Below are 22,427 nucleotides of genomic sequence, written 5' to 3'. Positions count from 1 at the left end.
CACTCACGGGGTTCGTTCGGGGCGACCCACGGTGAGATCACGGCCTGCGGTGTACGAATCCCGGCCGGCGGTCACGTTCTGCTGCACGGTGATCGACTGGTCGACGCCTTCGCCGGACGCCCGGACCGCGGCGACCAGCTCCCTTATCGCGACGGCGAAGTCCGGGTCCTCTTCCAGCCGGGCCTGCAACCGGCCCTCCCAACGGGCCGCCTCCAGGGCGGACGCCGTATCCCTGCGGTCTGGTGATGCGGCCAGCACCCGCTCGCGCGAATCCTCCAGGACCCGGTCCGCGCGGGCCACCGACTCCGTCCCGTCGCGACCGAGAATGCGTGCCGCGTGTTCCTTCACGTTGAGCCACACGTCCGAGGCCATGGCCTGGATCAGAGCCGCGCTCGCTGCGGCGGCCAGGCCTGCTGCCGACAGGTCGTCCATGGGTCACCGCATCTGTCGTGATGGCGCACACCGGGGGAACGGGCACCGCCCAGTATGCCAACGTCAAAATGCCTGTCAAGAATGCGCTGGGCCTTCCCGCTATTGATCCACTGGCGTGGGAAAGCGCCGTTTTCCATGGAAAATCGCCTGTCGCTTGTGTGACGGTCGGTGCCGAGCCCGATCGAGGGAGCATCGCGCTGTCGTCATCACGACAGTCCGCCCCGGTCGGCGGGTTCAATTAGCGGCGCTGCGCATGTCCGGCCCGCGAGTGGTGGCACCGGGGCAGGAGGGATCTACGCGAACAGCGACAACAGCGCTGTCTGTTCCGGCGTGAGGCGTATCGGGGCGTGCGCCCCGGTAGTGGGGAAGACTTGGGCGACCTCGAGGTCGGCTCTGCGAATGCTCGTCGCGATTCCGATCTTCACACCCCTGACCGTAAGGGTATCGAGCAGGCGGCGGGTGTCGAGAAGGTACGCCGCCGAGATCCGCCACCGGTGGTGTCGCACTGCGCCAGGGGGACGAGCCGGCCCGCTGAGGATCAGGTAGTGGTCGCAGTGGTGCGGGCTGATGTCGAGACCGGCGAAGGCGTCGCCGTAGGCCTTGACGTTCACCGTCCGGCCGGCGAGCGAACCGGTTCGGAATGTGCCGTCGTAGCCGGCCTGGTTCGCCGTGTCGGCCAGCTCGATGTCGAACACCTGGGCGGCGATGAACTCGCCGATGTCACCCGGCTGTGCTGATCGCCTGGTGAGCGCCGCGATTCGGGCGTCCAACTCGTCGCGATCCCGCAGCAACACGGCCAATTGGCGCAAGGTTTCGGTCACGAGGCTGATTCTTCGCGTTGCGCCCTGGCCTGACCAGTCACGCGTCGCTAACTTTTCGTCATGACGACCTCCGCGCGGCAGCGCGTCGCGGCCTTCTGGGACGCCCACGTCGAATCCTGGCTCAGCGGCGACGATCGAATGCCGGAAGAACTCAAGGCATGGTTCGACTCCTATGTGGGCGCCGGCCCTGGCGAGGTGACCCGCGACGGGTTTCCGGAGCCCTATCACGGTGACCTCCTCGGTCTGGAGCACACGCCACGGATGGTGGTGCTGGGCCTGAACCCCGGCGAGTTCCGTCGCCGCTTCCAGGGGCGGGACGGCATCTTCGCCAAGGAGATCAAGGAGCACGGCTCGTACAGCAGGTGGGCCACGACATGCCCCTACAACCGCTCGCCATGGACCCTGCCGGATGAGATGGGGAAGAACAGGTACTACCAGGCGCGGCTTGAGTTCACCCGCCGGTGGCTCCAGGACCCGAGCGCCGACCATCGTGACCTGTTGATCTTCGAGTGCTATCCGTGGCACTCAAAATCCATCACGGCCCCGCTGCGGCCGCCGCCGGAGGTCATCGAGGAGTTCGTGTGGCAGCCGATCGCGGAGCTACCGTTGCAGGACGTGTTCGCCTTTGGCCGGCCCTGGGACGGCATCGCCCAAGCGCTCAAGCTGCCGCGGACGGGCAGGCTGGGATCCGGCGGCAGGCACTATGGGTCGAAGGTGCCCAGCCGGGCGGTGCGGACGTACGCGCTGCCGTCGGGGCAGCGACTGGTCGTCGAGTGGCATTCAGGTTCATCCGGACCGCCGAGCGCCAAAGAGACGGCCCTGCTGCGGGAAGCGCTCGTCGGCGCCGAAAGTGACGGCACCCGGACGGCACCCACTCCCAGGGCGGGAGCCTCCGTCGACCCCACCCCTGCTCCGACCCCGATCGGTCCCTCCTCATGACCCACGCCAGCGACCCTGTCGTCACCGCCAGCCGGATCGCGCAGCTCGATCAATACATGGCCGAGCACGTCCTCGCGCCGTCCGGGGCCTGCGTCTGCCGCAGGCTCGGCAGCTGCCGTGAGAGCGCCCTGGGCGGACGTCGATCGGCGTCCCGGCCAGAGGCCGCTTTCGCCGCGGGGCAACTTTCGCACGTCGGACACCACTACGACCTGGTCCTCGACGGCGTGCCGGAGCGGACCCTCGTCATCGCCATGGAGACCGGGCGGGCGCGCGAGGGCGTGACGCTCAAACAGCGTCATGCCGAGGTGATGCAGTCCGCCGGCTTGGCGTTCACGGCCCGGAACCCGCACATGCGCGGTGTCACGAGCGCGCTGCGGCTCGCCGTCGGGCGTGAACCCGGGCCCGACCGGGCCGGTGAGCTGCTCCACCTGAACGGCGTCCGTTCCCCGGTACACCTCTTCGACGCCTACGCCATGGCCAACATGCGACTGTGCTCGGCCGTGGTCAGCGGCACGACCAGGTCGCTCGGTAACGCCACGATGAGCCGCAACTGCGCCCCGCACATGGCGGCGACGATCGCGATACTGCAGCCAACCCTCTGCATCGTCCAGGGTGTTGAGGTACACAAGGCGCTCACCACGCTCATGGGCCGTCGTCGTCAGATCACACCGAACCTTGAGCGGACGAAGATTGCTGGTGTCGACACGCTTGTGGCCGCCTTCAACCACCCATCCGCCATGCGGTTGACCGACCATTGGGGGCGGCTGACCAGCGTGCCCTACCTGCACGGGACGGTTGTGCCGACAATCAGAACCGCACGCCAATGGCTTCAGCAGCGAAGCTGACGGTTGCCGCCATCTCCACTCACGCCCCGGTCCCGACAGCGGGAATGGGCTACCAGCCCGGATAACGCTCCCACCAGTGCGGATCGGTCTCGTCGCCGTAGCCGCTTCCGGACGGGCCGTCCGCGAATTCGGTGAGGAGATCCCGGGCCAGGACGTCGGCGACCCACGCCAACTCGACTCGGGAGACCACGTCGACGGGGAGCGCATCGACGCCGTGCGCGGCACCGAGGAACGCGCCGGCGGTAGCGGCCACGTGCTTGCCATGCGGAACGGATGCGGCAAAGAGCAGGGCGTCGCGTAGCTGCGAGCGGTCGGGATAGGAGAGCGCCACGTAGACGGCTCCGGCCAGTGCAGACGCCGCACGAGCGTCCGGCGCGAGCTGCGCCAGGACCTCTGCTCGGCGCGGACGCGTGCGCCCGGCGTGCAGGGCCGGTGCGAGTGGCAGCCCGGTCAGGACCGTCACGATCGGCTGGCACTCCCGCTGCGCGAGTTCCACCGCCTTCTCGACGTCCTGACGCTTGACGACGTTGGCAATGACCGTGGCACCCAGCGCGGCGGCGTCGGCCGCTGCCGGGCCGTGGGTGGTGGCTGCGATCTCCGCCGCGAAGCGCCCCGGTTGCGGTCCCCACCCTTGAACGAGCCCGGCAAACAGGCTACGGGTGAGCCCATGGGCCCCGGCGCTGGCCCAGGGAGCTTTCCCCGGCATGTACGTGGCTTGGCTCTGCAACGCGGAGACGGTGGCGGGAGCCGATCCACGCCGGGACGCCAGCACCGGCACCTGAGCGAGCCAGCCGTCTGGCCAGTCCTGCTCCTGCCAGCGCTTGATCCCTGGGATGTGCTGCATCGCGGCCCACCTCGTGTAGGCGTGGCGCACCACGCCGGGTGGATGGCAGATGCCCTTGTGGGTGCCCCGGATGTTGGCCCGGATGATCCCCTCGATGGTGAAGCAGGCGAGCTGGCCGGCGCTGGTGACCCGTAGTGTTCCGCCCGCCGGCACCTTTCCGCCCGCCGCGCCGATCGCGTCACCGAGCATCAGCCCGAGCACGCAGCCCCGAGCGGTTGCGAGCTGCTCCGCCGTCACCTTGGTCACCGTGGGAAGCATAGGAGCGGGTGGCACGCGGGCGTTGCGGGGTCGGCGGGCTGACGACGGGGCGGAGACCGGCGAGCTGGACGTAGATCTCGCGCTTGTCGGTCGCCTCGCCGCGCCGGTTCAAGACGTAGCCGGTCAGCCAGATCCAGCCGGCGTACGTCGGTTGGTCGCAGACCGAGACGACGCGGAAGGTCAGGGCGCGGTCCCCGGCGAACTGCACCGAGGCCCGGCCGTCGACGACGAGCAGGTCGCCGGGAGAGGGGCGCGTGGTCACCAGTGACCGGAGTTACGGTGGTGCTCCTCCGGCGGCCGGCACTCCCGCGCGTGCATGGTCTGCCAGTCGCGCAGCGCCCGCCTGATCCGGTCGTTCTCCTGGCTGAGCAGCCGTACCGTCTCGTTGAGCATCGCCAGCTCGTCGGCCACCCGGGCCTGGAACTCGCGTACCTCCACCTGGTCGACACCGCGCCGGCGCGCGGCGAACTCGCGGGTCCGCACCTCGTGTGGCGTCAACCGGCCCGGGTAGCCGGCGGGATGGGGCTGAGCACCTCGGTACACCTGAGCCACGACGATCCTCTTTCCAGGGCAGGCGGGAGCGCGCAGGCTCCGCGCGGGTGGGGTCTGGAAGGGCGGGTCGTCCGCGAGGGGGCCGCGGACGACCCGCCCGCTCGGCCGCCGCAGCCCAATTCGGCGGTACGACAGCAGAGCAGCCGGACGGGGCCGGGACGGGCACGGACACCCGCCCCGACCAGGGGATGAGCCGAACTCGTTGCCACGCGAGGACGGGCTCCGCTCCAACATAACTAGGGAACACAGGGAAGTCAAAGAACGTTGTTCAGGTAGTTGAGTTGTGATCGAATTCGGGTTGCCACGCGAGGAGTGACATGCCCGAATCAGCCGAGTACCTCCGCATCGCCGACGACGTAGTAGCCGACGTCAAGTCGGGCAAGCTGAAGCCTGGTGATCGTCTGCCGTCGGTCGCGCAGACGCGCTCGGACTATGGCGTCAGCTACGGCACGGTTCAGTTGGCCTACGTTCGACTTGAGGCGCTGCGCGTCATCCGTCGACAGCAGGGCAAGGGTGTCTTCGTCACCGACCCGAAGACCTGGATGCGGGAGCCGTAGGTAGCGGGCCGGCGACGGAAACGGGCCCAACGGGTACCCCCGTCCCGTCGACGGGACGGCTAGAGTCGTCGGGTGATCGACCGGAAGCTGCTCTTGTCCGACCTGCAGAAGCAGGTCAAGAACTTGGAAAAGGACCTGCGGGAGCAGGCCGAATCGGTCGAGGAGGTGCGCCTCCGCCTGCGTGGCGAGTACGACCACGCCTTCAAGGTCGGGCGCACCGCCGCCACCTGGGCGGCCTGGCGCGACGAGCGCGTCACCCAGGTCGCCGTGGCCTGGGTGCTCGGCACCGTCTTCGTACGCTTCTGCGAGGACAACGGCCTGCTGCCCGACCCCTACCTGGCCGGTCCCGGAGACCGGCTGGTGCTGGCCGAGGAAGCAGAGGCGCAGTTCTTCCGCGATCAGCCCGACAAGACGCTGCGTGACTGGCTGCACCAGGGCTTCGACGCCATCGCCAGCACTCAGGCCGGCAAGTCGCTGTTCGACAAGCGGCACAATCCGCTCTACCAGATTCCGCTGTCTCACGACGAGGCAAAGAACCTGATTGGCTTCTGGCGTCGACGCAGCGAGACCGGAGGACTGGTCCATGACTTCACCGACCCGGAGTGGGACACCCGCTTCCTCGGCGATCTCTACCAGGATCTCTCCGAGGCGGCCCGCAAGACCTACGCCCTGCTCCAGACGCCAGAGTTCGTCGAGGAGTTCATCCTCGATTTGACGCTCACCCCGGCGATCGCCGAGTTCGGCCACGACGTGGTCAAGATGATCGACCCGACGTGCGGCTCGGGCCACTTCGTCCTCGGTGCCTTTCACCGACTGCTGAAGGAGTGGGAGCAGCACGCCCCAAACCGAGACCCCCACGAGCGCGTACGCCTTGCCCTCGACGCCGTCCACGGCGTCGACATCAACCCTTTCGCCGTGGCCATCGCCCGCTTCCGGCTCTTGGCGGCCGCACTCCGCGCCAGCGGCGTCAAGACGCTCGCCGACGCGGCTGGCTATGTCTTCCCGATGCATCTCGCCGTTGGCGACTCGCTGATCAAGCGGCGGCAGGCCATGCTCTTCGGCGAGGACCCGATGACGGAATTTGCCTACGCGACCGAGGACGTGCAAGAGCATCCAGGAATCCTGAGCTCCGGCAGCTATCACGTTGTCGTGGGCAACCCGCCCTACATCACGGTCAAGGACAAAGGTCTCAACGACGCCTACCGCGAGATGTACGACGCCTGCTCCGGCAAGTACGCCCTCTCGGTGCCATTCGCGCAGCGCTTCTTCCAGCTTGCGAAGACCGACGGCGACGGCGACGGCAAGGGCGCGGGTCTTGTAGGCCAGATCACCGCCAACTCCTTCATGAAGCGCGAGTTCGGCAAGAAGATGATCGAAAAGCTGTTCGCCATCGAGGTTAATCTAACCCACGTCATCGACACATCCGGTGCCTACATCCCTGGACATGGCACCCCCACTGTCATCCTGGTCGGTCGCAACACCAACCGCCGTCGAGCGGGAACGATTCGCACCATCATGGGCATTCGAGGCGAGCCGAACGCCCCTGCGCATCCGGGTCAAGGTCACGTCTGGAAAGCCATTGTCGAACAGGTTGACCGCCCTGGCTCGGACAGCCAATGGGTGAGTGCTGCAGACACTCCGCGTCTGCAGCTGGCAGCCTTCCCGTGGAGCCTTAGCGGAGGCGGGGCGGCAGCAGTAATGGGAAAGATCAACGAAACGTGCTCGTTGAATTTGGGAGAATTGTTGGCTGGCCCCATCGGCTTTGCTAGCTTTCCTGGCCTAAATGACGCATTCGAGCTCAGGGGTGATTGGCATCGTCGCGCAGCTACGCCCGAGTTCGCCAGAAGGCCATTCGTTGCGGGTGAGGATGTGAGGGACTGGTCGGCGAGCCCGTCTCACACTGCATTGGTACCCTATTCTAGCGAGCAAGTCCTCGTCGAGCCGAATCTCGATGATTCCTGGGGTAGGCATTTGTGGCGTCTTCGCAGGAGTCTTCTTGCCCTAACTGGCTTCAACAGGACAACCCGCTTGGAGTCTGGGGAGCCCTGGTGGAGTTGGTACAGGTGGGTGGCGGAGAGGTACCGCCATGCTGTGCGCATCGTTTTTTCTGATGTTGCTACCCATAATCACTTTGCCGAATTGCGGTCAAGTCAAGTGGTGAATCAGCATGCGCCTGTTCTGATGCCGCAGGGTCAGTCAAGCGAAGTTCGGGATCAAATGCTAGGAGTTCTTAATAGTTCTATCGCCTGCTTCTGGTTGAAGCAGGTGTGCCATGGTAAGGGGAATGGCGGCGTCAATGAGGGCTACCGTGGCGATGAGTGGGAAGAATTCTACGAGTTCACGGGAACGAAGCTGCAGGAGTTTCCGCTGCCGTCGGCGTACCCCCTCGAACTGAGCCGGGAGATCGATGGCGCGGCGCAGCGGCTTGCCACCGTGACCCCGGCGGCGGTCGCGGCCTCCGGGGTGCCCACCCGCGACCGGCTGGACGCCGCCAGCTACGAGTGGCACGCGGTCCGGGGGATGATGATCGCCTTGCAGGAGGAGTTGGACTGGCAGGTCTACTCGCTCTACGGGCTGCTGGACGAGGACCTGACCGCCCCGGAGAGCGTCCGGCCGCCGATGCTGCAGCTCGGGCAGCGGGCGTTCGAGATCGTGCTCGCCCGCAAGATGCGCGACGAGGGCCTGGAGACGCAGTGGTTCGCGCGGCACGGGTCGACGCCGATCACGGAGCTGCCGGCGTCCTGGTCGGACGAGTACAAGGCGATCGTGGAGCGGCGGATCGCGGTCATCGAGGGCAACCGCAACATCGGGCTGATTGAGCGGCCGGAGTGCAAGCGGCGCTGGGCTACCGACGGCTGGGACGCGATGCAGCGCAAGGCGCTGCGCGACTGGCTGCTGGACCGGTGCGAGGCGCGGGAGCTGTGGTACCACCACGTCGACGGGCTGGAGCAGCCGCGCCCGCTGACCACCGCCCAGCTCGCCGACGAGCTGCGCCGCGACGACGACGTGCTCACCGTCGCCAACCTCTACGCGCCCGGTCAGGATCTCGGCAAGGTGATCGCCGACCTGGTCGCCGACGAGCACGTGCCGCACCTGGCGGCGCTGCGCTACAAGGACTCCGGGCTGGCCAAGCGCGCCGACTGGGAGCACGTGTGGGACCTGCAGCGGCAGGAGGACGCGCTACCCGACGAGGCGGCGAAGCGGGAGTTCCGCAAGCAGATCCCGGTGCCGCCGAAGTACACCTCGGCGGACTTCCTCAAGGGCAGCTACTGGAAGCACCGGGGCAAGCTCGACGTCCCCAAGGAGCGGTTTGTCTCGTACCCGGGTGCCAGCCGCGACGGTGACCCGTCGCTGCTGGTCGGCTGGGCCGGCTGGGACCACCGCGAGCAGGCCCAGGCCCTGGCCACCCTGATCGTCGCCCGCGAGCAGGAGGACGGCTGGGCCGCCGACCGGCTGTCGCCGCTGGTCGCGGGGCTGCGCGAGATGCTTCCCTGGGTACGCCAGTGGCACGGCGAGTTCGACCCCGAGTGGGGTGCCTCGCCGGCGGACATCTACGCCGGCTTCCTCGCCGAGACCACCAACCGCCTCCACCTCACCGACGAGGCGCTCACGTCGTGGCGGCCAGCCAAGGCGACCCGTGGCCGCAAGGCCAAGCAGTGACCAACTGACCGCCATCGGGGTAGGGAGGCTGCCTTGATCGCTGACGTTCCGCGCGGCTACCGCATCCTGCGGGTCCTTCGGTCCTATCAGCGGATGCAGCAGTACCGGCTCGATAGGTCGATGACGTTCCACTGCTCCCGCTGCGGTACGGCGAGGACCTCCGACATGGTGGCCACGGTTGGCGGCAAATGGTCCGTGTTGTTGTGTGACAGTTGCTTCAACCGACGGATTCCCAGGGGAGCCACCACCCGATCGGCGGGTGCGCGTCGCCAGCCAGACGCGGCACGCCGAGCGACGGCTGGCACGGCGCAGTTAGCGGCGACGAGGGCAACCTCGCCCGCCGAGAAGAAGGCGTCCGCCGAGAAGAAGGCGGCTACGGCCAAGAAGAAGCCGGCTCCGGCGCCATTCGGACCGCCCCCGACGATCGCCAGTCCGCTGCCTCGGGACATCATGTGGCTGGCCTCGCTGCATCGGGCGAAAGCAGAGGGCACGGAGCTGGCACCCGCCGAGGAGGACCTGCTTCGGCGCAGGGCCGGTGAACCGGCGGCGATCGCCGCCGCGCGCTACGCCGAACAACTCGTTGACATGGAGGCGCGTCTCGCCCAGTTGGCCGGCGACAGTGACACCGCAAGGCGGCTGCACCGCACGCGGGACCGGCTCATGAGCGCCTGTCAGACGGCAGCTCTCGCCTTCAAGAGCGCCTACCAGGCGGAACTGACAGTGTTGGGACGTCCGCCCGCAGCAGCGGAAGGGCTGGACACCACGGTCATGCGGGAAGTCGCCGCGTTTCCGTTCGACGAGGCACTGGCCCGGGTGCTGAAGCGGCGTGGCCTCCCTCGGCACGCACTGGAACGACCCACCGATGACCTGTGGGGCTGGCTGAACGCACACGAGACGACTGTGCAGGAGCCGTTGCCCGCCGCTGTGCGACGGGTTCGGCAGATTAACGCTGCCACCTTCGTTCGCACGGTCCTGGACGACCTCAATGGGCGGAAGGCCGATGCGGGCTTGGCCCATGTGGCGGCGGCGGAGCAATGGATATCCTGCGCTGAGGAAATTATGTCCGCTCTGAGCGAGGCACGTGACACGACGGAGACCGAACTCCGGCAGGCGGAAACACGCGCCGGTGCCGACCTGACGACCCGGCTGCGGCAGACGGGGGAGGCGTACGCCCGGGGAAGCGCCCTGTGCCTGGAAGCCAGACTTATCGTCGGTAGCTTCCACGTCCGAATCGCGCGCCTGTTGTGCAGTGATTCAGTGCGACGACTCCGGACTGACTGCCTCGCCGAAGCGATGATGTCGCTGGCCGAAAGCCACCCCGGAATCACCCGTATCGTGCTGGATGCATGCCGGGAGCACCGCGCGAGCTGCGCCGACGCGGATGCACCCGATCCGTGCCGCTCGTGCACTCCTACAGTGGCGGAGGTGGTGAGGGGGCTGAGGGCGCGTGCGCTGACGGAGCCGGACCCGATACTCCGCGTTTCTGACCCGAAGCCGGCCGCTGTCGATGACGAACAACCCTTGCCGAAGCCGCCCGTTGAGCACCGACCCGACAGCAACCTCGTCTGTCCCACGGTCGTCAGGCAATTTCCCAAGAAGCGGGTCGTGATGGTCGAGACGTTTTCACGGGGCGATGGTTGGTTCGGCTACGGCTGGGTCGACCGGAGCGGTCAGATTGGCCAGGGCAACGGTCGAGCCGTCAACATGCTTGATGAGGCGGTGCAGGCGCTGTGCCGGGCAGCGCTCGACCTCGGGTCCGGAGGCAGAATTCATCTCGTCACCCGGCATGCGAGGGCAGCCAACGTCATTCGGCTCAGCCTCAGCGCTGGTCGAGCGTGCACTCCGCTCGACACCACCGTGTCGGCCGGCACGCAGCGCCAGCTCCAGGAAGTTGCCGCCGGCCGACGTGCTGTCACCGTCTCGGCGGATCCGTGCTCAGGACGCCACGGCGGCTCGGTGCAGGCCGAAGATCTGGCGCGGCGCGCCGGGCAGCCGGGATACACCACAGGGGAACAGAAGCCCGTAGCGACCCCTGTCGTCACGCCGCAGGCAACCGCAGTCGAGGACCGGCTCATCGGCCCCGAGGAGGAGGATGGCCCCGCCCGTTGGCTTGACGGCAGCGGGGAGAAGCGGGCAGAGATGTCGTGGAGCATCGCCCTGCACCGGGCGCACCTCGACGGGAAGTGGTGCCCCCTGCCCGACGGGTTGAGCGACAATTCGCCCGGGCGACAGCTCCGCCTGCACCTCGACCACGAAGCACGCAGCGGGTCGTCCTTCGCCAGGACGCAGCGAGTGTCGCTGCGGCGTCGCGAGGGCCGGTGGGAGATCGCCGGCATCCAGTGGCCGGCGGACCTGAACGCGGGCACCCTGCTCACGATCACCGTGGACCCCACCCGGGGCGTCGCCACCGCCCGAACCACGCCCTTGCCGGAGCTGAAGCGCATCGATGGCGTCCAGTTCACCCACCGGTACGACCCGCGTGTGGTGACCCGACAGAACGGGCCCGGGGCGGACGCCTACGGTCGCGTGCCGGATCTCACCGACATGAGCTGGGTACTGCACACGCTGCGGAAACTCGGCTACCTCACCGAGGACGGCGGCGCGATCCTCGCCGAGGACGCCCTGGTGCAGAACTGCCTGCGCCTCGGTCTGCCGACCGCACGGGCTAAAGGCATCCATCAGGCCGTTCAACGGCTGATCGCCGGTCGAGCGCTGCACCGGGTCCAAGGCAGCGTCGACCCGGACGGTCGCCCTTGGCACCCGTCCCAGCCCGGAGCCAAGCACGTTCCCCTGCTGCGATACGTCCCCCGGGTGGAAAAGGTGACGGCTGCGAGCGAGACACCCGGCGAGTGGCATCCGCACCGGCGGGGGCACCAGGTCGCCGGGCACCTGCGTCGCCTGCCTCCCGGCGCACAGGCATCCCCGGAATCTGAAGAGGAATACCTTGAAGAAGTCCGGGACGCGCGCATCGTGGGCCGCGGCCTCCCCAAGGGAGTGACGTACGTGAAGCCCCACTATCGCAAGCGCTGACAGAACAGGTCATGTCGGCGCCTTTGAAGGGCGGCAACTGACGTTCAGAGGTCCCAAACCTGGTCGGGGTCGTCGAGGGCTGCGCGGACCTTGCTCAGATCACCCATGTCTGCCAACGGAGAGCTGCGGGCGATGTCGACGATGCCTCTGACCACGTCGTGCAGAACCTCACCGTTGCCCTCGTCAAGAGCCCGGTCGAGCCGGGTGAACAACTCTCGATAGAGGTTGCGCCGCTCGGTGAAAGCCTGCTCGAAGTAGTCTCGCAGGATTGTCTCCGCCGCCTTGATCCGCGCGATCTCGGTGGATTCGTACGCCTGGAACTTGGCGCGCTTGGTGCGCTCTACCTCGTGGATCTGGATGCATTCGCTTGTGGCTTCCACGATCTGTTTCAAGGCGGTGAAGCCGTCGAGGGCGGATGGCGAACTTCTGTTGGGCTTGACGATCTTCCCTACGTGCACCTTGGGTTGGTCAGGCATCCCCGGGCTCCTCGCTCAAGGGACGGTACTTCACCGTCAGGTTCGCACTTCGTTCGTTCAGCTCACCCTGCGTGTCGATCACCGGTGTGGCAGCGACGTCGCGAACCGCCATGACCAGGGTCATGGCACGTTGAAACCGTGCTGCGTGGACCTTCGGGTCGAACGGTTCTGACTCCAGCAGGTCCTGCGCCCCCACCGCGTGGGCGCTGAGCGTCGTGAGGAGATGGCTCAGCTCATCGGCACGAGCGTCAACCCCTGAGAGTCGAGCGTCTGTCTCGTCGAGATCCGCAATTGCGACGGCAATCTTGGCTTCGAATTCTGTGGCCTGGGTGAGCGCCTTGGTGCCCTGTCCTTTCACGACGAGTCCGCCGACGAGCAAGGCCGGGCCGATGGTTACGAAGCTGAGGGCCGTGGCTCCAAGCGCCATGCCGCCGCCCCCGGAAGCGATGCTCCCACCGCCGAGAAGGGCCAGGGTCGCACTCTCGGCAGCCGCCCCGGACAAACCGGAGATGGCAGCGCCGGTACTGGCCAGGCCGAAGCTGCTTGCGGCGGCGGTGACGCCGGCTCCCGTTCCTGCACCTGCTGCGGCAGAGCCTAGGGCGCCGCTGATCCACGCGACTGCTTCCACGTCGAGGCCCCGAAGCCCCGGCACCTGACTCATGGTGGCATCGACGCCCTCCACCAGGAGACGCTCACTCTCACGCACCTGTCGTTCGTGGCGACGCAGGAAGTCGCCCATGCGCGTTACGACATCGTCGAGCGCCTGCTTCTGGTGCTCGCCCAGCGCCTTGAGCTTGTCATTCGTTGCGGTGAGCGTGGCCTCGGACTCGCTGCGTCGTTGCTCGTAGCGGCGTTGGGCCTTCTTCAGTCGACTGGTGGCTTGCACGATGTCGTAGGCACCTACGCCTCCGAGAGCCAAGCCGCCGCCTCCGGTGGCTGTGCCGATCGCGATCAGGGCCGCAGCGATGAGTGGTATGGGCATGCGCTCCCCCTTGGTGCTGGCCAAGTGTTGCATCGGGTGCCGGTCTCAGCCCCGCTCCCGAATTAGCCTCGGCCCTTTGGCAAGGGCTGCGCGCATCGTGGATCAGGGGAAGAAGTGCCTCCTGGCACGGGAGGACCTGACTTGTCAGAGGCTCAGATCGCCCATCACGGGAGGCACTTGCTGCGTGGAGGCTACCCGATCATGCTCGAAGATCGCTGTCAGCGGCGAGGGGCGGACATGTCGACCCCCCGATGGTGTCCGGGGGACGGTCGGCTGATTAGTTCGGCCTTTCTCGGGATGGTCGGCCACGGCGGCACTTCTTAGCCTTGCGGTTCCAAAGATGCGAGGGGGTTCCGCGTGCCGAAGCCCAAGGGTGTGTTCTGTGTCGAGGGTGAGTGGGACAGCGATCTGACCAAGCGTCGGTCGGTGCTGCCGACGTTGGACATGTTGGAGCGGTTGGGAAGCCTCAAACACATCCACAAGAGCGCCGTCACTTCGGAGCAGTTGAGGTACTTCCTCGAACAGTGGTCGTCGAAGAGGTACTCCGCCTACGAGGTGGGCTTCTTCGCGCTGCACGGTGCGCCCAGCGAGTTGTGGCTATCAAAGTCGCATTCGACCAGTCTCGACGAGGTCGCAGGCTGGATGTCTGGCCGGTGGCAGGGCAAGCGCATCTACATCGGTGGGTGTTCCGTGCTGCGGGGACCCGACGCGTACCTCGCCGACTTCCTGTACAGAACCGGGGCGTCGATGGTGTGCGGCTTCACGAAGCAGATCGACTGGATCGAGTCCGCGGCGTTCGAGACGGTGATGCTGGACAGGCTCGTCAACAGCGGCAAAGTCAACAGCGTCGAGCAACTCGCCTCCTCGGCGCGCTGGGCGCCGTTGGCCCACCACCTCGGCTTCCGCGTGGTGTACGCGAACGGTTCCAGCGTCCGGATCCCGTCTATGAGGGCGGGCGGTACGGCCGTCTCCGTCTGAAGAAGCGGTGGGAACGCCCGGGGAACGGCTCGGCGACGTTCGGAAGCGCCGCACGTCGTCGGGGCGGTCGCTGCCGGAACCCGCGGCTGCTGCCTGATCCTGTCCGTCGGCGTGTCGACCGCCGGTTCGGGCCGGCCGTCCGCCGGCCTCCTCCTTTGCGCAAAGGCGGAGCGGTCGAACCAGGCGTGCGGATGGAACAGGTCGGCGTTGCATGACGGCGTGTTCCGTGATCGGTACGGTATGCAGCATGTCTTCGCCCACCCCTGCGCCGCTGCTCCGGGAGTTCATTGACATCCCGGAGCGCACGAGCACGAGCGACTTCGTGCTCAAGCTCGCCGACAGTGTCGCCGACGCTGACTCCACCCTCCGTGACTACGTGGTCACGGATCGGCTGCTCGGCAACTTCGACGAGGCGCTCGGGTTGATCCGCTCCGCGGTCGAGGGGCACGCGTCGAAGGCCGCCTACCTGCACGGCTCCTTCGGCTCCGGTAAGTCGCACTTCATGGCGGTGCTGCACGCGTTACTGCGCGGCGAGTCCGTCGCCCGGGGTCGGGACGAGTTCGCGCCGCTGGTCGCCAAGCACAGCGTCTGGCTGGACGGCCGCAAGTTCCTGCTGGTGCCGTACCACCTGCTCGACGCCCGCTCCCTGGAGCAGCGGGTGCTCGGCGGCTACGTCGACCGGGTCCGGGCGCTGCACCCCGAGGCGCCCATCCCGGCGGTGCACCGCACCGACGCGCTGCTGGACCAGACCGCCTCGCTACGGGAGAAGATCGGCGACAGGCAGTTCATCGACGGGCTGCCGGGCGGGGACGTCGAGGACGAGTGGGGCGAGAGCGAGACCTTCTGGACGCCCGAGCGGCTCGACCAGGCGTTCGCCGGCGCGTACAACGACGAGCTGCGCCGCAAGCTCGTCAACGACCTGCTGACGAGCTGGAACAAGGGCTTCTTCAGCAACGCGCGCGAGGACGCCGAGGCGTTCGTCTCGCTCGACCGGGGCCTGACCGAGATCAGCCGGCACGCCAAGGAGCTCGGCTACCACGGCCTGATCCTCTTCCTCGACGAGCTGATCCTCTGGCTGGCCAACTCGATCGGCGACCAGCAGTTCGTCTCCCGCGAGATCCAGAAAATCACCAACTTCGTCGAGGGCGGCGACACCCGCCGGCCCATCCCGGTGATCAGCTTCATCGCCCGCCAGCGTGACCTGCGCGAGCTCGTCGGCGAGGAGGTCACGGGCGCCAACGAGCTGAGCTACCAGGACACGCTCAACCTGGCCAGCGGCCGCTTCGACGTGATCAAGTTGGAGGACCGCAACCTCCCGGAGATCGCGCGCCGCCGGCTGCTCAAACCCCTCGACACCACGGCCGGCGAGGCCATCGCCCGGGCCTTCGACGCCACCACGAAGGTACGCCGGGAGGTCTTCGACACCCTGCTCGGCACCGATTCGGGCAGCGGCGCCGACATCGACGCCTTCCGGTCGACGTACCCGTTCAGCCCGGCGTTTCTCTCCACGCTCGTGCACGTCTCCAGCGCGCTGCAGCGCTCCCGCACCGCGTTGAAGCTGATGCGCCAGCTGCTCGTCGACCGTCGCGACACGCTGCGCCTTGGTCAGCTCGTGCCGCTCGGCGACCTCTACGACGTGATCAGCAGTGGCGGTGACCAGCCCTTCACCGAGAAGCTCAAGGCCGAGTTCGAAATGGCCCAGAAGCTCTATGACCTGAAGCTGCGTCCCTACCTCCTCGGCCAGTACGACCTCACCGACGACGACCTCGACGCGGCCCGCCGCGGCGACCCGCAGCCCGCCGAGACGGTGGGCCGGGTCCGGGCCTTCACCGGCGACGACCGGTTGGTCAAGACGCTGCTGCTGGCGGCCCTCGCGCCCAGCGTGCCGGCGCTGCGGAACCTGACCGCCCGGCGGCTGTCGGCGCTCAACCACGGCAGCATCACCAGCCCGATCCCCGGTGGCGAGGTAGCCCAGGTCAGCCGCAAGCTTGCCGACTGGGCGGGCCGGTTCGCCGAGATCCGCATCGGCGAGGGCGACGACCCGGTCGTCTCCCTGGAACTGGTCGGCGTCGACGTCGACAGCGTCCTGGCCACCGCCAAGCACTACGACAACGAGGGTGCCCGCAAGCATCTCGTGCAGCGGCTGCTCTGGCAGCAGCTCGGCGTGCCGTGGAGCGACTCGTTCTTCGCCGAGGCGGGGCTCACCTGGCGGGGGAGCCGCCGCGCCGTCGAGCTGGTATACGGCAACGTGCGCGACCCGCACGACATCCGGGACGAGGCGTTCCACCCGAACGACCCGGCCGGCTGGCGCATGATCATCGACTACCCGTTCGACGACGGCAGCCACGGGCCGGCCGACGACCGACAGCGGGTGCAGGAGCTGACCGGCCGGACGACCGCCCAGACGGTCTGCTGGATCCCGGCGGCGCTGACCGTCGAGCGCCGCACCGACCTGGGCAAGCTCGCCATCATCGACAAGCTGCTCGAAGGCCAGCGCTTCGACAGCCATGCCGAACACCTCAACCCCGACGACCGGCGCCGCGCCCAAGCCGCGCTGACCAACCAGCGCAGCGCCCTGGTCGCCAAGATGCAGGCCGTGCTGCGGCAGGCGTACGGGCTGGCCGCCAAGCAGCCCACGGACGTGCAGCTCGGCTTTGACGACCACCTGCAGTCGCTCACCCGCGCTCTCGAACCGAAGCTGCCGATGGGCGCCACGTTCAACGACGCGCTGCGCAGCGTCGGCGACCAGATGCTCAGCCAGCAGTTCCCCGCCCACCCGGACTTCGACCCCGACCGCAAGGGCGAGGCCGTACGCCTGCCCGAGGTCAAGGTCGTCCTCGACCACGTCCGGCAGGCGGTCGAGTCGCCCGAGGGCCGCGTCGAGGTGGACCGGGCCCACCGGCAGACGCTGCGCCGGATCGCCAACCCGCTCGGGCTCGGGACAATGCACGAGGCGGCGTTCGTCATCGAAGGGCAGTGGGCCCAGCACTTCCACCACAAGGCCGCCGCCGAGGGCATCACGGGCGAGCTGCGGGTGGCCGACCTGCTGCGCTGGATCGACCAGCCGCAGGCGCGCGGCCTCGATCCGATCGTGGCGCAGCTCGTCGTGGCCGCCTTCGCTGAGCAGACTGACCGCGCGTTCCACCACCACGGCAGTCCGCTCGTCCCGGCGCCCGACCTGGGCCGGATCTCCGCCGACCACACATTGCGCGAGGAACGCCTCCCCGGCCAGGAGGACTGGGAGGTCGCCCGCGCCCACGCGGCGGCCATCTTCGGGTTCCAGCCGATCGCGTTGCGGCGGGGACGGCTCGTGGCGATGTTCGGCCGTGACCTGGTGACCCAGGCGACCCGCTACCGCGAAGCGGCGCACGGGCTCGTCGCCCGGCTCGAACAACACGCGAGGTGGCTGGGCATCGACACGGAGTCGACCGGTGGCCGGCTCGGCACCGCCCGTGCCGCCGCGGACCTGCTGGAAGGGCTGGTCGGGTCGCGTACCGCCGTGGAGACCGTGGAGCGCCTCGCTCGTGCCGAACTCGGCGGCCCGGCCGACCGGACCGGGAAGAGCATCAAGAGCGCGGCCCAGGTGTCCGCCGACCTTACCGCCGCCTCCTGGGACAACTTCGAGATCATCAGCGGTCTCGGCGGCGCCTGGGCCGGCGAGGCGATGGCGATCCTTACCGAACTGCGCAGGGTCGGCCAAGCCGACGAGCTGACCGCCCCGCTGTCCCCGGCCCTACGGAGGGCCCAGTCCGACGCGGTGACACTCATCCGTCGTGTGACGCGCAGTCGGGAGTCGATCGACGACCGGTCCCGTGAGGTCGTGAGCCGCGATCCCGGTGGCACGCGTCGGCCGGGCGACGGCGGCGGCACGGTGGCCACCCCGAGGAACGAGGTTGCCGTCCCGGCGGCCGACGTGGACCAAGCGGTCGAGAAGCTTCGTGCCTTCGCGGCCGCCCACCCGGGCGCCACGATCGAGGTGACCTGGAGAATCGTCTCGTGACCCAGGCACCCGCCCCTGCCCAGGCGCTGCGGATCAGCCCGGCGGCTCTGCGCCAGAAGGTGGCGCAGCAGCTCGACCGACACCGCAACGGCGACGCGTACCCGGTGATGGTGGTGCGCGCCGAACCCGCGTGGCCGCACGACCCGACGATGCTGTTGCCCGATGGCCGCCGTGCCCGGATCGAGGCGTGTGTCTCGCCGCTCGCCGTCTGGGAGCACCTTGTCGCCGACCGCGGCGACGAGGTGCTGGTCCTGCTCACCGACATCCCGGAGTCCGTGCTGCATCACGGCGTCCGCAGCCGGGTCTTCCGGGAGCGGGTGCACACCGTCGAGCCGTGGGACCTCGTCGTGGACGCCTTCGGTGCGCAGTTGCCGGACCCCGCTCTTGAGCGGGAGTCGTGGGCCGGCATGGCGTTGCTCGACGCGATGCCGACGGCGGGCTGGCCAAAGCTCGCCACCGCCGTGCTGACCCGCGACGTCGCGCTGCGGCACCTGGCAGCCGTGCGCCTCGGCCTCGACCGGCGGGGCGAGAACCCGGACGACCTCGACGTCGCCGCCCTGCTGCGCTGGAGCGCCCAGCCGGGCGGGGTCGAGGCCTACGGACTGTTGCGCGAGGAGGAACAGGCCGGGCTGTCCCGCTGGCTCGTGGAGCAGTTCGGCCGGCCGGCTAAGGCACTGTTCGCGCTGACCGCCGCCGGGCGAGGCCAGGAAGCCCTGCCTCTCGGCCTCGTCTGCGACGCGTTGTGGAGCACCGACAGCGCCGACGCGGTACGTGCCCAGGGCCGGGTCGACCAGTACTTCGGCAGCCTCAACGACGACGCGACGGTGCGGGGCTTCGCCGAGGCGACCGTACAGGTGGTCGCCGGCCTGCTCGCCGCTGCCGAAGCAGACGTACGACGGCAGGGGCACGCCGTACTCGACCGCGCCGAGGAACTGCTCGTCCAATTCAACGCGGCCGGCAGCACCGGGCACAGTTCGATCCTGCGTACCGGCTTCAACCAGCGGATCGGCGTCGCGGCCCGGGCCCTGCTCGCCGGGCTGCACGACGCGACGGACACCGCGCTGGAGCGGGCGGTCGAACACCTCGCCGAGCACCGGCTGGCAGCGGCCGAGACGGTGCGGATCACGCGGATTCGAATGGCGCAGCGCCTCGTGCGCTGGCTCCGCACGGACGTGGCGCCGCCCGAGAGCGTCGCGGACGGCGTGGATCGGCAGATCGCCGAGTGGGGCTGGGCCGACCTGGCGCTCAACCACGTCTGGGCCGGCGAGGACGCCCACCCGGAGTTGCAGCAGGCGTTCCGACAGATCCACGATCGCGCACAGGCGCGCCGCCGCGAACTCGACGGCGCCTTCGCCCGACGCCTCGGCGCCTGGGCGACCGCCGGGCCGGGCAACGACGGTGGACTGTTCACCGTGGAGAACCTCCTCCCACGGGTCGTCGAGCCGATGATCCGCGCCGACCGGCCGGTGCTGCTCGTCGTCCTCGACGGCATGAGCGCCGCCGTCGCGGTGCAGCTCGCCGACGAGCTGTCCCAGCACTGGGTCGAGTACGACCCGCTGGCCCGAGCCGGCGCGGGACGCCGCCGGGGCGTCGTGGCGGCGCTGCCCACACTGACCGCCGTCTCGCGGACCTCGCTCTTCGCCGGCGCGCTGCGCAGCGGCAACCAGGAGCACGAGAAGAGGATCTTCGCCGAGGGTCGTTGGGGCAAGGGCTCGCGGATCTTCCACAAGGGCCCGGCCCGGGGCGGCGCGGGCGAGGTGTTCGCCGGCGAGTTGGCGGCGGCGGTCGCGGGCCAGGCTCCCGTGGTCGCGGTAGTGATCAACACCGTGGACGAGTCGCTGGCGCACGGTCGGGAGGGCGGCGAGGCAGGGTGGCAGCTCGACGACGTCGGGTTCCTGCGCAGCCTGCTCGACCAGGCGCGGTCCTCCGGCCGCGCGATCGTCGTCACGAGCGACCACGGGCACGTCCTGGAACGCGGGGGCCAGCACGTCAAGGCCACTGACGCCGCCTCCGCCCGCCATCGGACCGGCCCGGGCCCGACCGCCCCGGGCGAGATCGAGCTGACCGGCCCGCGTGTGGTCGCGGAAGGCAAGCGGATCATCGCGCTGTGGGACCCGCTCCTGCGCTACCGGCCCAGCAAGGCGGGTTACCACGGTGGCGCCTCGCTCGCCGAGGTCACCATTCCGCTGCTGGCCTTCCTGCTGCCGAACGTCGCCGAGCCGCCGGCAGGTTGGGCACCCGTCGAGGCTCGCCGACCCCTGTGGTGGCAGGCGACCGCCGCCGCACCGGCCGCGGCTCCCGTAACGGCGTCACCCGTGCCCAAGCCGCGCCGCAAGGCACCGGCCGTCACCGGGGACGCGCTGTTCGACGTACCGGAGGCGACGACCGCGACTGCGCCGGTGCCGGCTGCCAGGAACGGGGACCTCGTGGCGGCTCTGCTCGCCTCGGATTTGTTCAAGGCTCAGCACAGCCTGACGCCGCGCCGGGTGGACGAGCGGAAGATCGAGGCGGCGCTGCGCGCTCTGGTCGACGCGAAGGGCGTGCTGCCGGTGGCGGTCCTCGCGCAACGTGCCGGTGAGGCACCGGTACGTGCGGGAGGGTTCGTCACCACGCTGCAGCGCATCCTGAACGTCGACAACTATCCCGTCCTCTCGCAGATCGACGACAACCGGACCGTTCGCCTGGACCTGGCGCTGTTGCGGGAACAGTTTGGGCTGCCAGGGGCGAAACCGTGACCACGGTCAGTCCGGCCCGCCGTCGCGAGGTCGTCGACGCCCTGCGGCGGGGTGCCGTGCCCTCTGCCGGCCTGGACCTCTTCGCGGTGGGGCTCGACCGGTTCGGCACAGCCGTCGGTGAGGACCTCGACACCGTCGCCGCCGGTGGCTCCGTCTTCAAGGCCGTTCGAGGCGAATACGGCTCCGGCAAGACGTTCTTCACCCGGTGGATCGCCGAACGCGCCCGACGGGCCAACCTCGCCACCGCAGAGGTGCAGGTCTCCGAGAACGAGACGCCGCTGCACCGGCTGGAGACCGTCTACCGGCGGCTCACGGAACGGCTGAACACCTCGACGTTCCCACCGAGCGCGCTGCGGCCGGTCGTCGACGGCTGGTTCTACGCGCTCGAGGAGGACGTCCTCGCGGCCGGCGAGGTCGCCCCCGACGAGGTCGACGCCCTCGACCGGGCGGTCGCCGCGTTGCTCGACCAACGACTCGCCACCGTGAGCCGGAGCGCCCCCGCCTTCGCCGCCGCCCTGCGCGGCTACCGACGCGCCACCCTCGACGGAGATCCGGCTACGGCGGACGCGGTGCTCGCCTGGCTCGGCGGTCAGCCACACGTCGCCGCAGCCGCCCGCCGGGTCGCCGGCGTCAAGGGGGACCTCGACCACTTCGCCGCCTTGAGCTTCCTGCAGGGGTTGCTCGCCGTGCTGCGCGACAGCGGCCACCCCGGCCTGCTGCTCGTGCTCGACGAGGTGGAGACCCTGCAACGCGTCCGCTCGGACGCCCGGGACAAGGCTCTCAACGCGTTGCGTCAGCTCATCGACGAGGTGCACTCGGGGCGGTTCCCCGGGCTGTACCTGGTGATAACCGGCACCCCGGCCTTCTTTGAAGGGCCGCAGGGTGTGCAGCGGCTCGCGCCACTGGCGCAGCGGCTCGCCGTCGACTTCGCCACCGATGCCCGGTTCGACAACCCGCGCGCCGTGCAGATCCGGCTGCCCGGCTTCACCGTCGACTCCCTGACCGAGCTGGGCGGACGGGTCCGCGACCTGTACGCGGACGGCTCGACGGCCCCTTCGCGAGTGGCCGCTCTGGTCGACGACGCCTACCTCGGCCAGTTGGCCCGGGCGGTCGCTGGCGGGCTCGGCGGCAAGGTGGGTGTCGCGCCGCGCCTGTACCTCAAGAAACTCGTCGGGGAGGTGCTCGACCGGGTCGACCAGTTCCCCGAGTTCGACCCCCGGCAGCACTATGCCCTCACCATGTCCGCCACCGAGATGACCGCCGTCGAGCGAAATGCCTCCAGCGCTGACGAAATATCACTCGAGCTCTAGGAGAGAAT

The 22,427-nt window shown here is 68.9% G+C and carries 16 protein-coding genes; 9 read left to right on the top strand and 7 right to left on the bottom strand.

The window, feature by feature from the left end:
• Window positions 1–3 precede the first annotated feature (3 nt).
• On the bottom strand, window positions 4–432 hold the full coding sequence (locus ACGFNF_RS06690) for a hypothetical protein (RefSeq protein WP_393166265.1): 429 nt from the start codon (window positions 430–432) through the stop codon (window positions 4–6).
• 293 nt (window positions 433–725) lie between these two features.
• Window positions 726–1,253: a DUF6998 domain-containing protein gene (locus ACGFNF_RS06685; RefSeq protein WP_393166263.1), complete on the bottom strand. Its 528-nt coding sequence runs from the start codon at window positions 1,251–1,253 to the stop codon at window positions 726–728.
• A gap of 60 nt (window positions 1,254–1,313) precedes the next feature.
• Between ACGFNF_RS06685 and brig1 the strand changes: the two genes are divergently transcribed.
• Together brig1 and ACGFNF_RS06675 are read left to right on the top strand one after the other, a co-directional pair.
• Window positions 1,314–2,192 (top strand): anti-phage DNA glycosylase Brig1, encoded by an 879-nt coding sequence (brig1, locus tag ACGFNF_RS06680; protein ID WP_393166261.1) that lies wholly within the window; start codon window positions 1,314–1,316, stop codon window positions 2,190–2,192.
• Entirely contained in the window at window positions 2,189–3,037 is an 849-nt protein-coding gene (locus ACGFNF_RS06675; protein ID WP_393166259.1) for a hypothetical protein, read from the top strand. The genes brig1 and ACGFNF_RS06675 overlap by 4 nt, the downstream gene beginning before the upstream one ends.
• A gap of 49 nt (window positions 3,038–3,086) precedes the next feature.
• On the opposite strand, the gene ACGFNF_RS06670 is transcribed toward ACGFNF_RS06675, so the two are convergent.
• Genes ACGFNF_RS06670 through ACGFNF_RS06660 form a run of 3 tightly spaced genes read right to left on the bottom strand, consistent with a single transcriptional unit; the run spans window position 3,087 to window position 4,637 of the window.
• On the bottom strand, window positions 3,087–4,127 hold the full coding sequence (locus ACGFNF_RS06670; RefSeq protein ID WP_393166257.1) for an ADP-ribosylglycohydrolase family protein: 1,041 nt from the start codon (window positions 4,125–4,127) through the stop codon (window positions 3,087–3,089).
• On the bottom strand, window positions 4,060–4,401 hold the full coding sequence (locus tag ACGFNF_RS06665; protein ID WP_393166254.1) for a hypothetical protein: 342 nt from the start codon (window positions 4,399–4,401) through the stop codon (window positions 4,060–4,062). The genes ACGFNF_RS06670 and ACGFNF_RS06665 overlap by 68 nt, the downstream gene beginning before the upstream one ends.
• Window positions 4,398–4,637 carry a DivIVA domain-containing protein gene (locus ACGFNF_RS06660; protein WP_393166252.1) on the bottom strand — a complete coding sequence of 80 codons (240 nt, stop codon included), beginning with the start codon at window positions 4,635–4,637 and terminating at the stop codon, window positions 4,398–4,400. The genes ACGFNF_RS06665 and ACGFNF_RS06660 overlap by 4 nt, the downstream gene beginning before the upstream one ends.
• 371 nt (window positions 4,638–5,008) lie before the next feature.
• On the opposite strand from ACGFNF_RS06660, the gene ACGFNF_RS06655 reads away from it, so the two are divergent.
• The 3 genes from ACGFNF_RS06655 (at window position 5,009) to ACGFNF_RS06645 (ending at window position 11,938) form a co-directional block, all read left to right on the top strand.
• Window positions 5,009–5,248, top strand: coding sequence for a winged helix-turn-helix domain-containing protein (locus tag ACGFNF_RS06655; RefSeq protein WP_393166250.1), 240 nt, complete (start codon window positions 5,009–5,011; stop codon window positions 5,246–5,248).
• Between the two features lie 72 nt (window positions 5,249–5,320).
• Complete coding sequence (pglX, locus tag ACGFNF_RS06650) at window positions 5,321–8,908, top strand: BREX-2 system adenine-specific DNA-methyltransferase PglX (RefSeq protein WP_393166248.1); 3,588 nt, start codon at window positions 5,321–5,323, stop codon at window positions 8,906–8,908.
• A gap of 33 nt (window positions 8,909–8,941) precedes the next feature.
• Entirely contained in the window at window positions 8,942–11,938 is a 2,997-nt protein-coding gene (locus tag ACGFNF_RS06645; protein ID WP_393166246.1) for a hypothetical protein, read from the top strand.
• A gap of 44 nt (window positions 11,939–11,982) precedes the next feature.
• On the opposite strand, the gene ACGFNF_RS06640 is transcribed toward ACGFNF_RS06645, so the two are convergent.
• The gene (locus tag ACGFNF_RS06640; protein ID WP_393166244.1) at window positions 11,983–12,414 is read right to left on the bottom strand and encodes a hypothetical protein; all 432 of its coding nucleotides are present in this window, start codon (window positions 12,412–12,414) and stop codon (window positions 11,983–11,985) included.
• The gene (locus ACGFNF_RS06635; protein WP_393166242.1) at window positions 12,407–13,396 is read right to left on the bottom strand and encodes a hypothetical protein; all 990 of its coding nucleotides are present in this window, start codon (window positions 13,394–13,396) and stop codon (window positions 12,407–12,409) included. The genes ACGFNF_RS06640 and ACGFNF_RS06635 overlap by 8 nt, the downstream gene beginning before the upstream one ends.
• Before the next feature lie 357 nt (window positions 13,397–13,753).
• Between ACGFNF_RS06635 and ACGFNF_RS06630 the strand changes: the two genes are divergently transcribed.
• From ACGFNF_RS06630 to brxD, 4 genes are all read left to right on the top strand, one after another.
• Window positions 13,754–14,374, top strand: a complete 621-nt coding sequence (locus ACGFNF_RS06630; protein ID WP_393166240.1) for a DUF6642 family protein — start codon at window positions 13,754–13,756, stop codon at window positions 14,372–14,374.
• A gap of 247 nt (window positions 14,375–14,621) precedes the next feature.
• Window positions 14,622–18,374, top strand: coding sequence for a hypothetical protein (locus ACGFNF_RS06625; protein WP_393166238.1), 3,753 nt, complete (start codon window positions 14,622–14,624; stop codon window positions 18,372–18,374).
• Complete coding sequence (pglZ, locus tag ACGFNF_RS06620) at window positions 18,371–21,109, top strand: BREX-2 system phosphatase PglZ (protein ID WP_393166236.1); 2,739 nt, start codon at window positions 18,371–18,373, stop codon at window positions 21,107–21,109. Before ACGFNF_RS06625 ends, pglZ begins: the two co-directional genes overlap by 4 nt.
• A complete protein-coding gene (gene brxD / locus ACGFNF_RS06615) occupies window positions 21,106–22,419 on the top strand; it encodes a BREX system ATP-binding protein BrxD (protein ID WP_393166234.1) in 1,314 nt (437 codons plus the stop codon). Before pglZ ends, brxD begins: the two co-directional genes overlap by 4 nt.
• Window positions 22,420–22,427 lie beyond the last annotated feature (8 nt).

The organism is Micromonospora sp. NPDC048868, from assembly GCF_043198195.1.
Lineage (GTDB): Bacteria > Actinomycetota > Actinomycetes > Mycobacteriales > Micromonosporaceae > Micromonospora > Micromonospora reichwaldensis.
The sequence above is the reverse complement of the archived record's forward strand: the minus strand, read 5'-3'. Positions and strand labels throughout refer to the sequence as shown.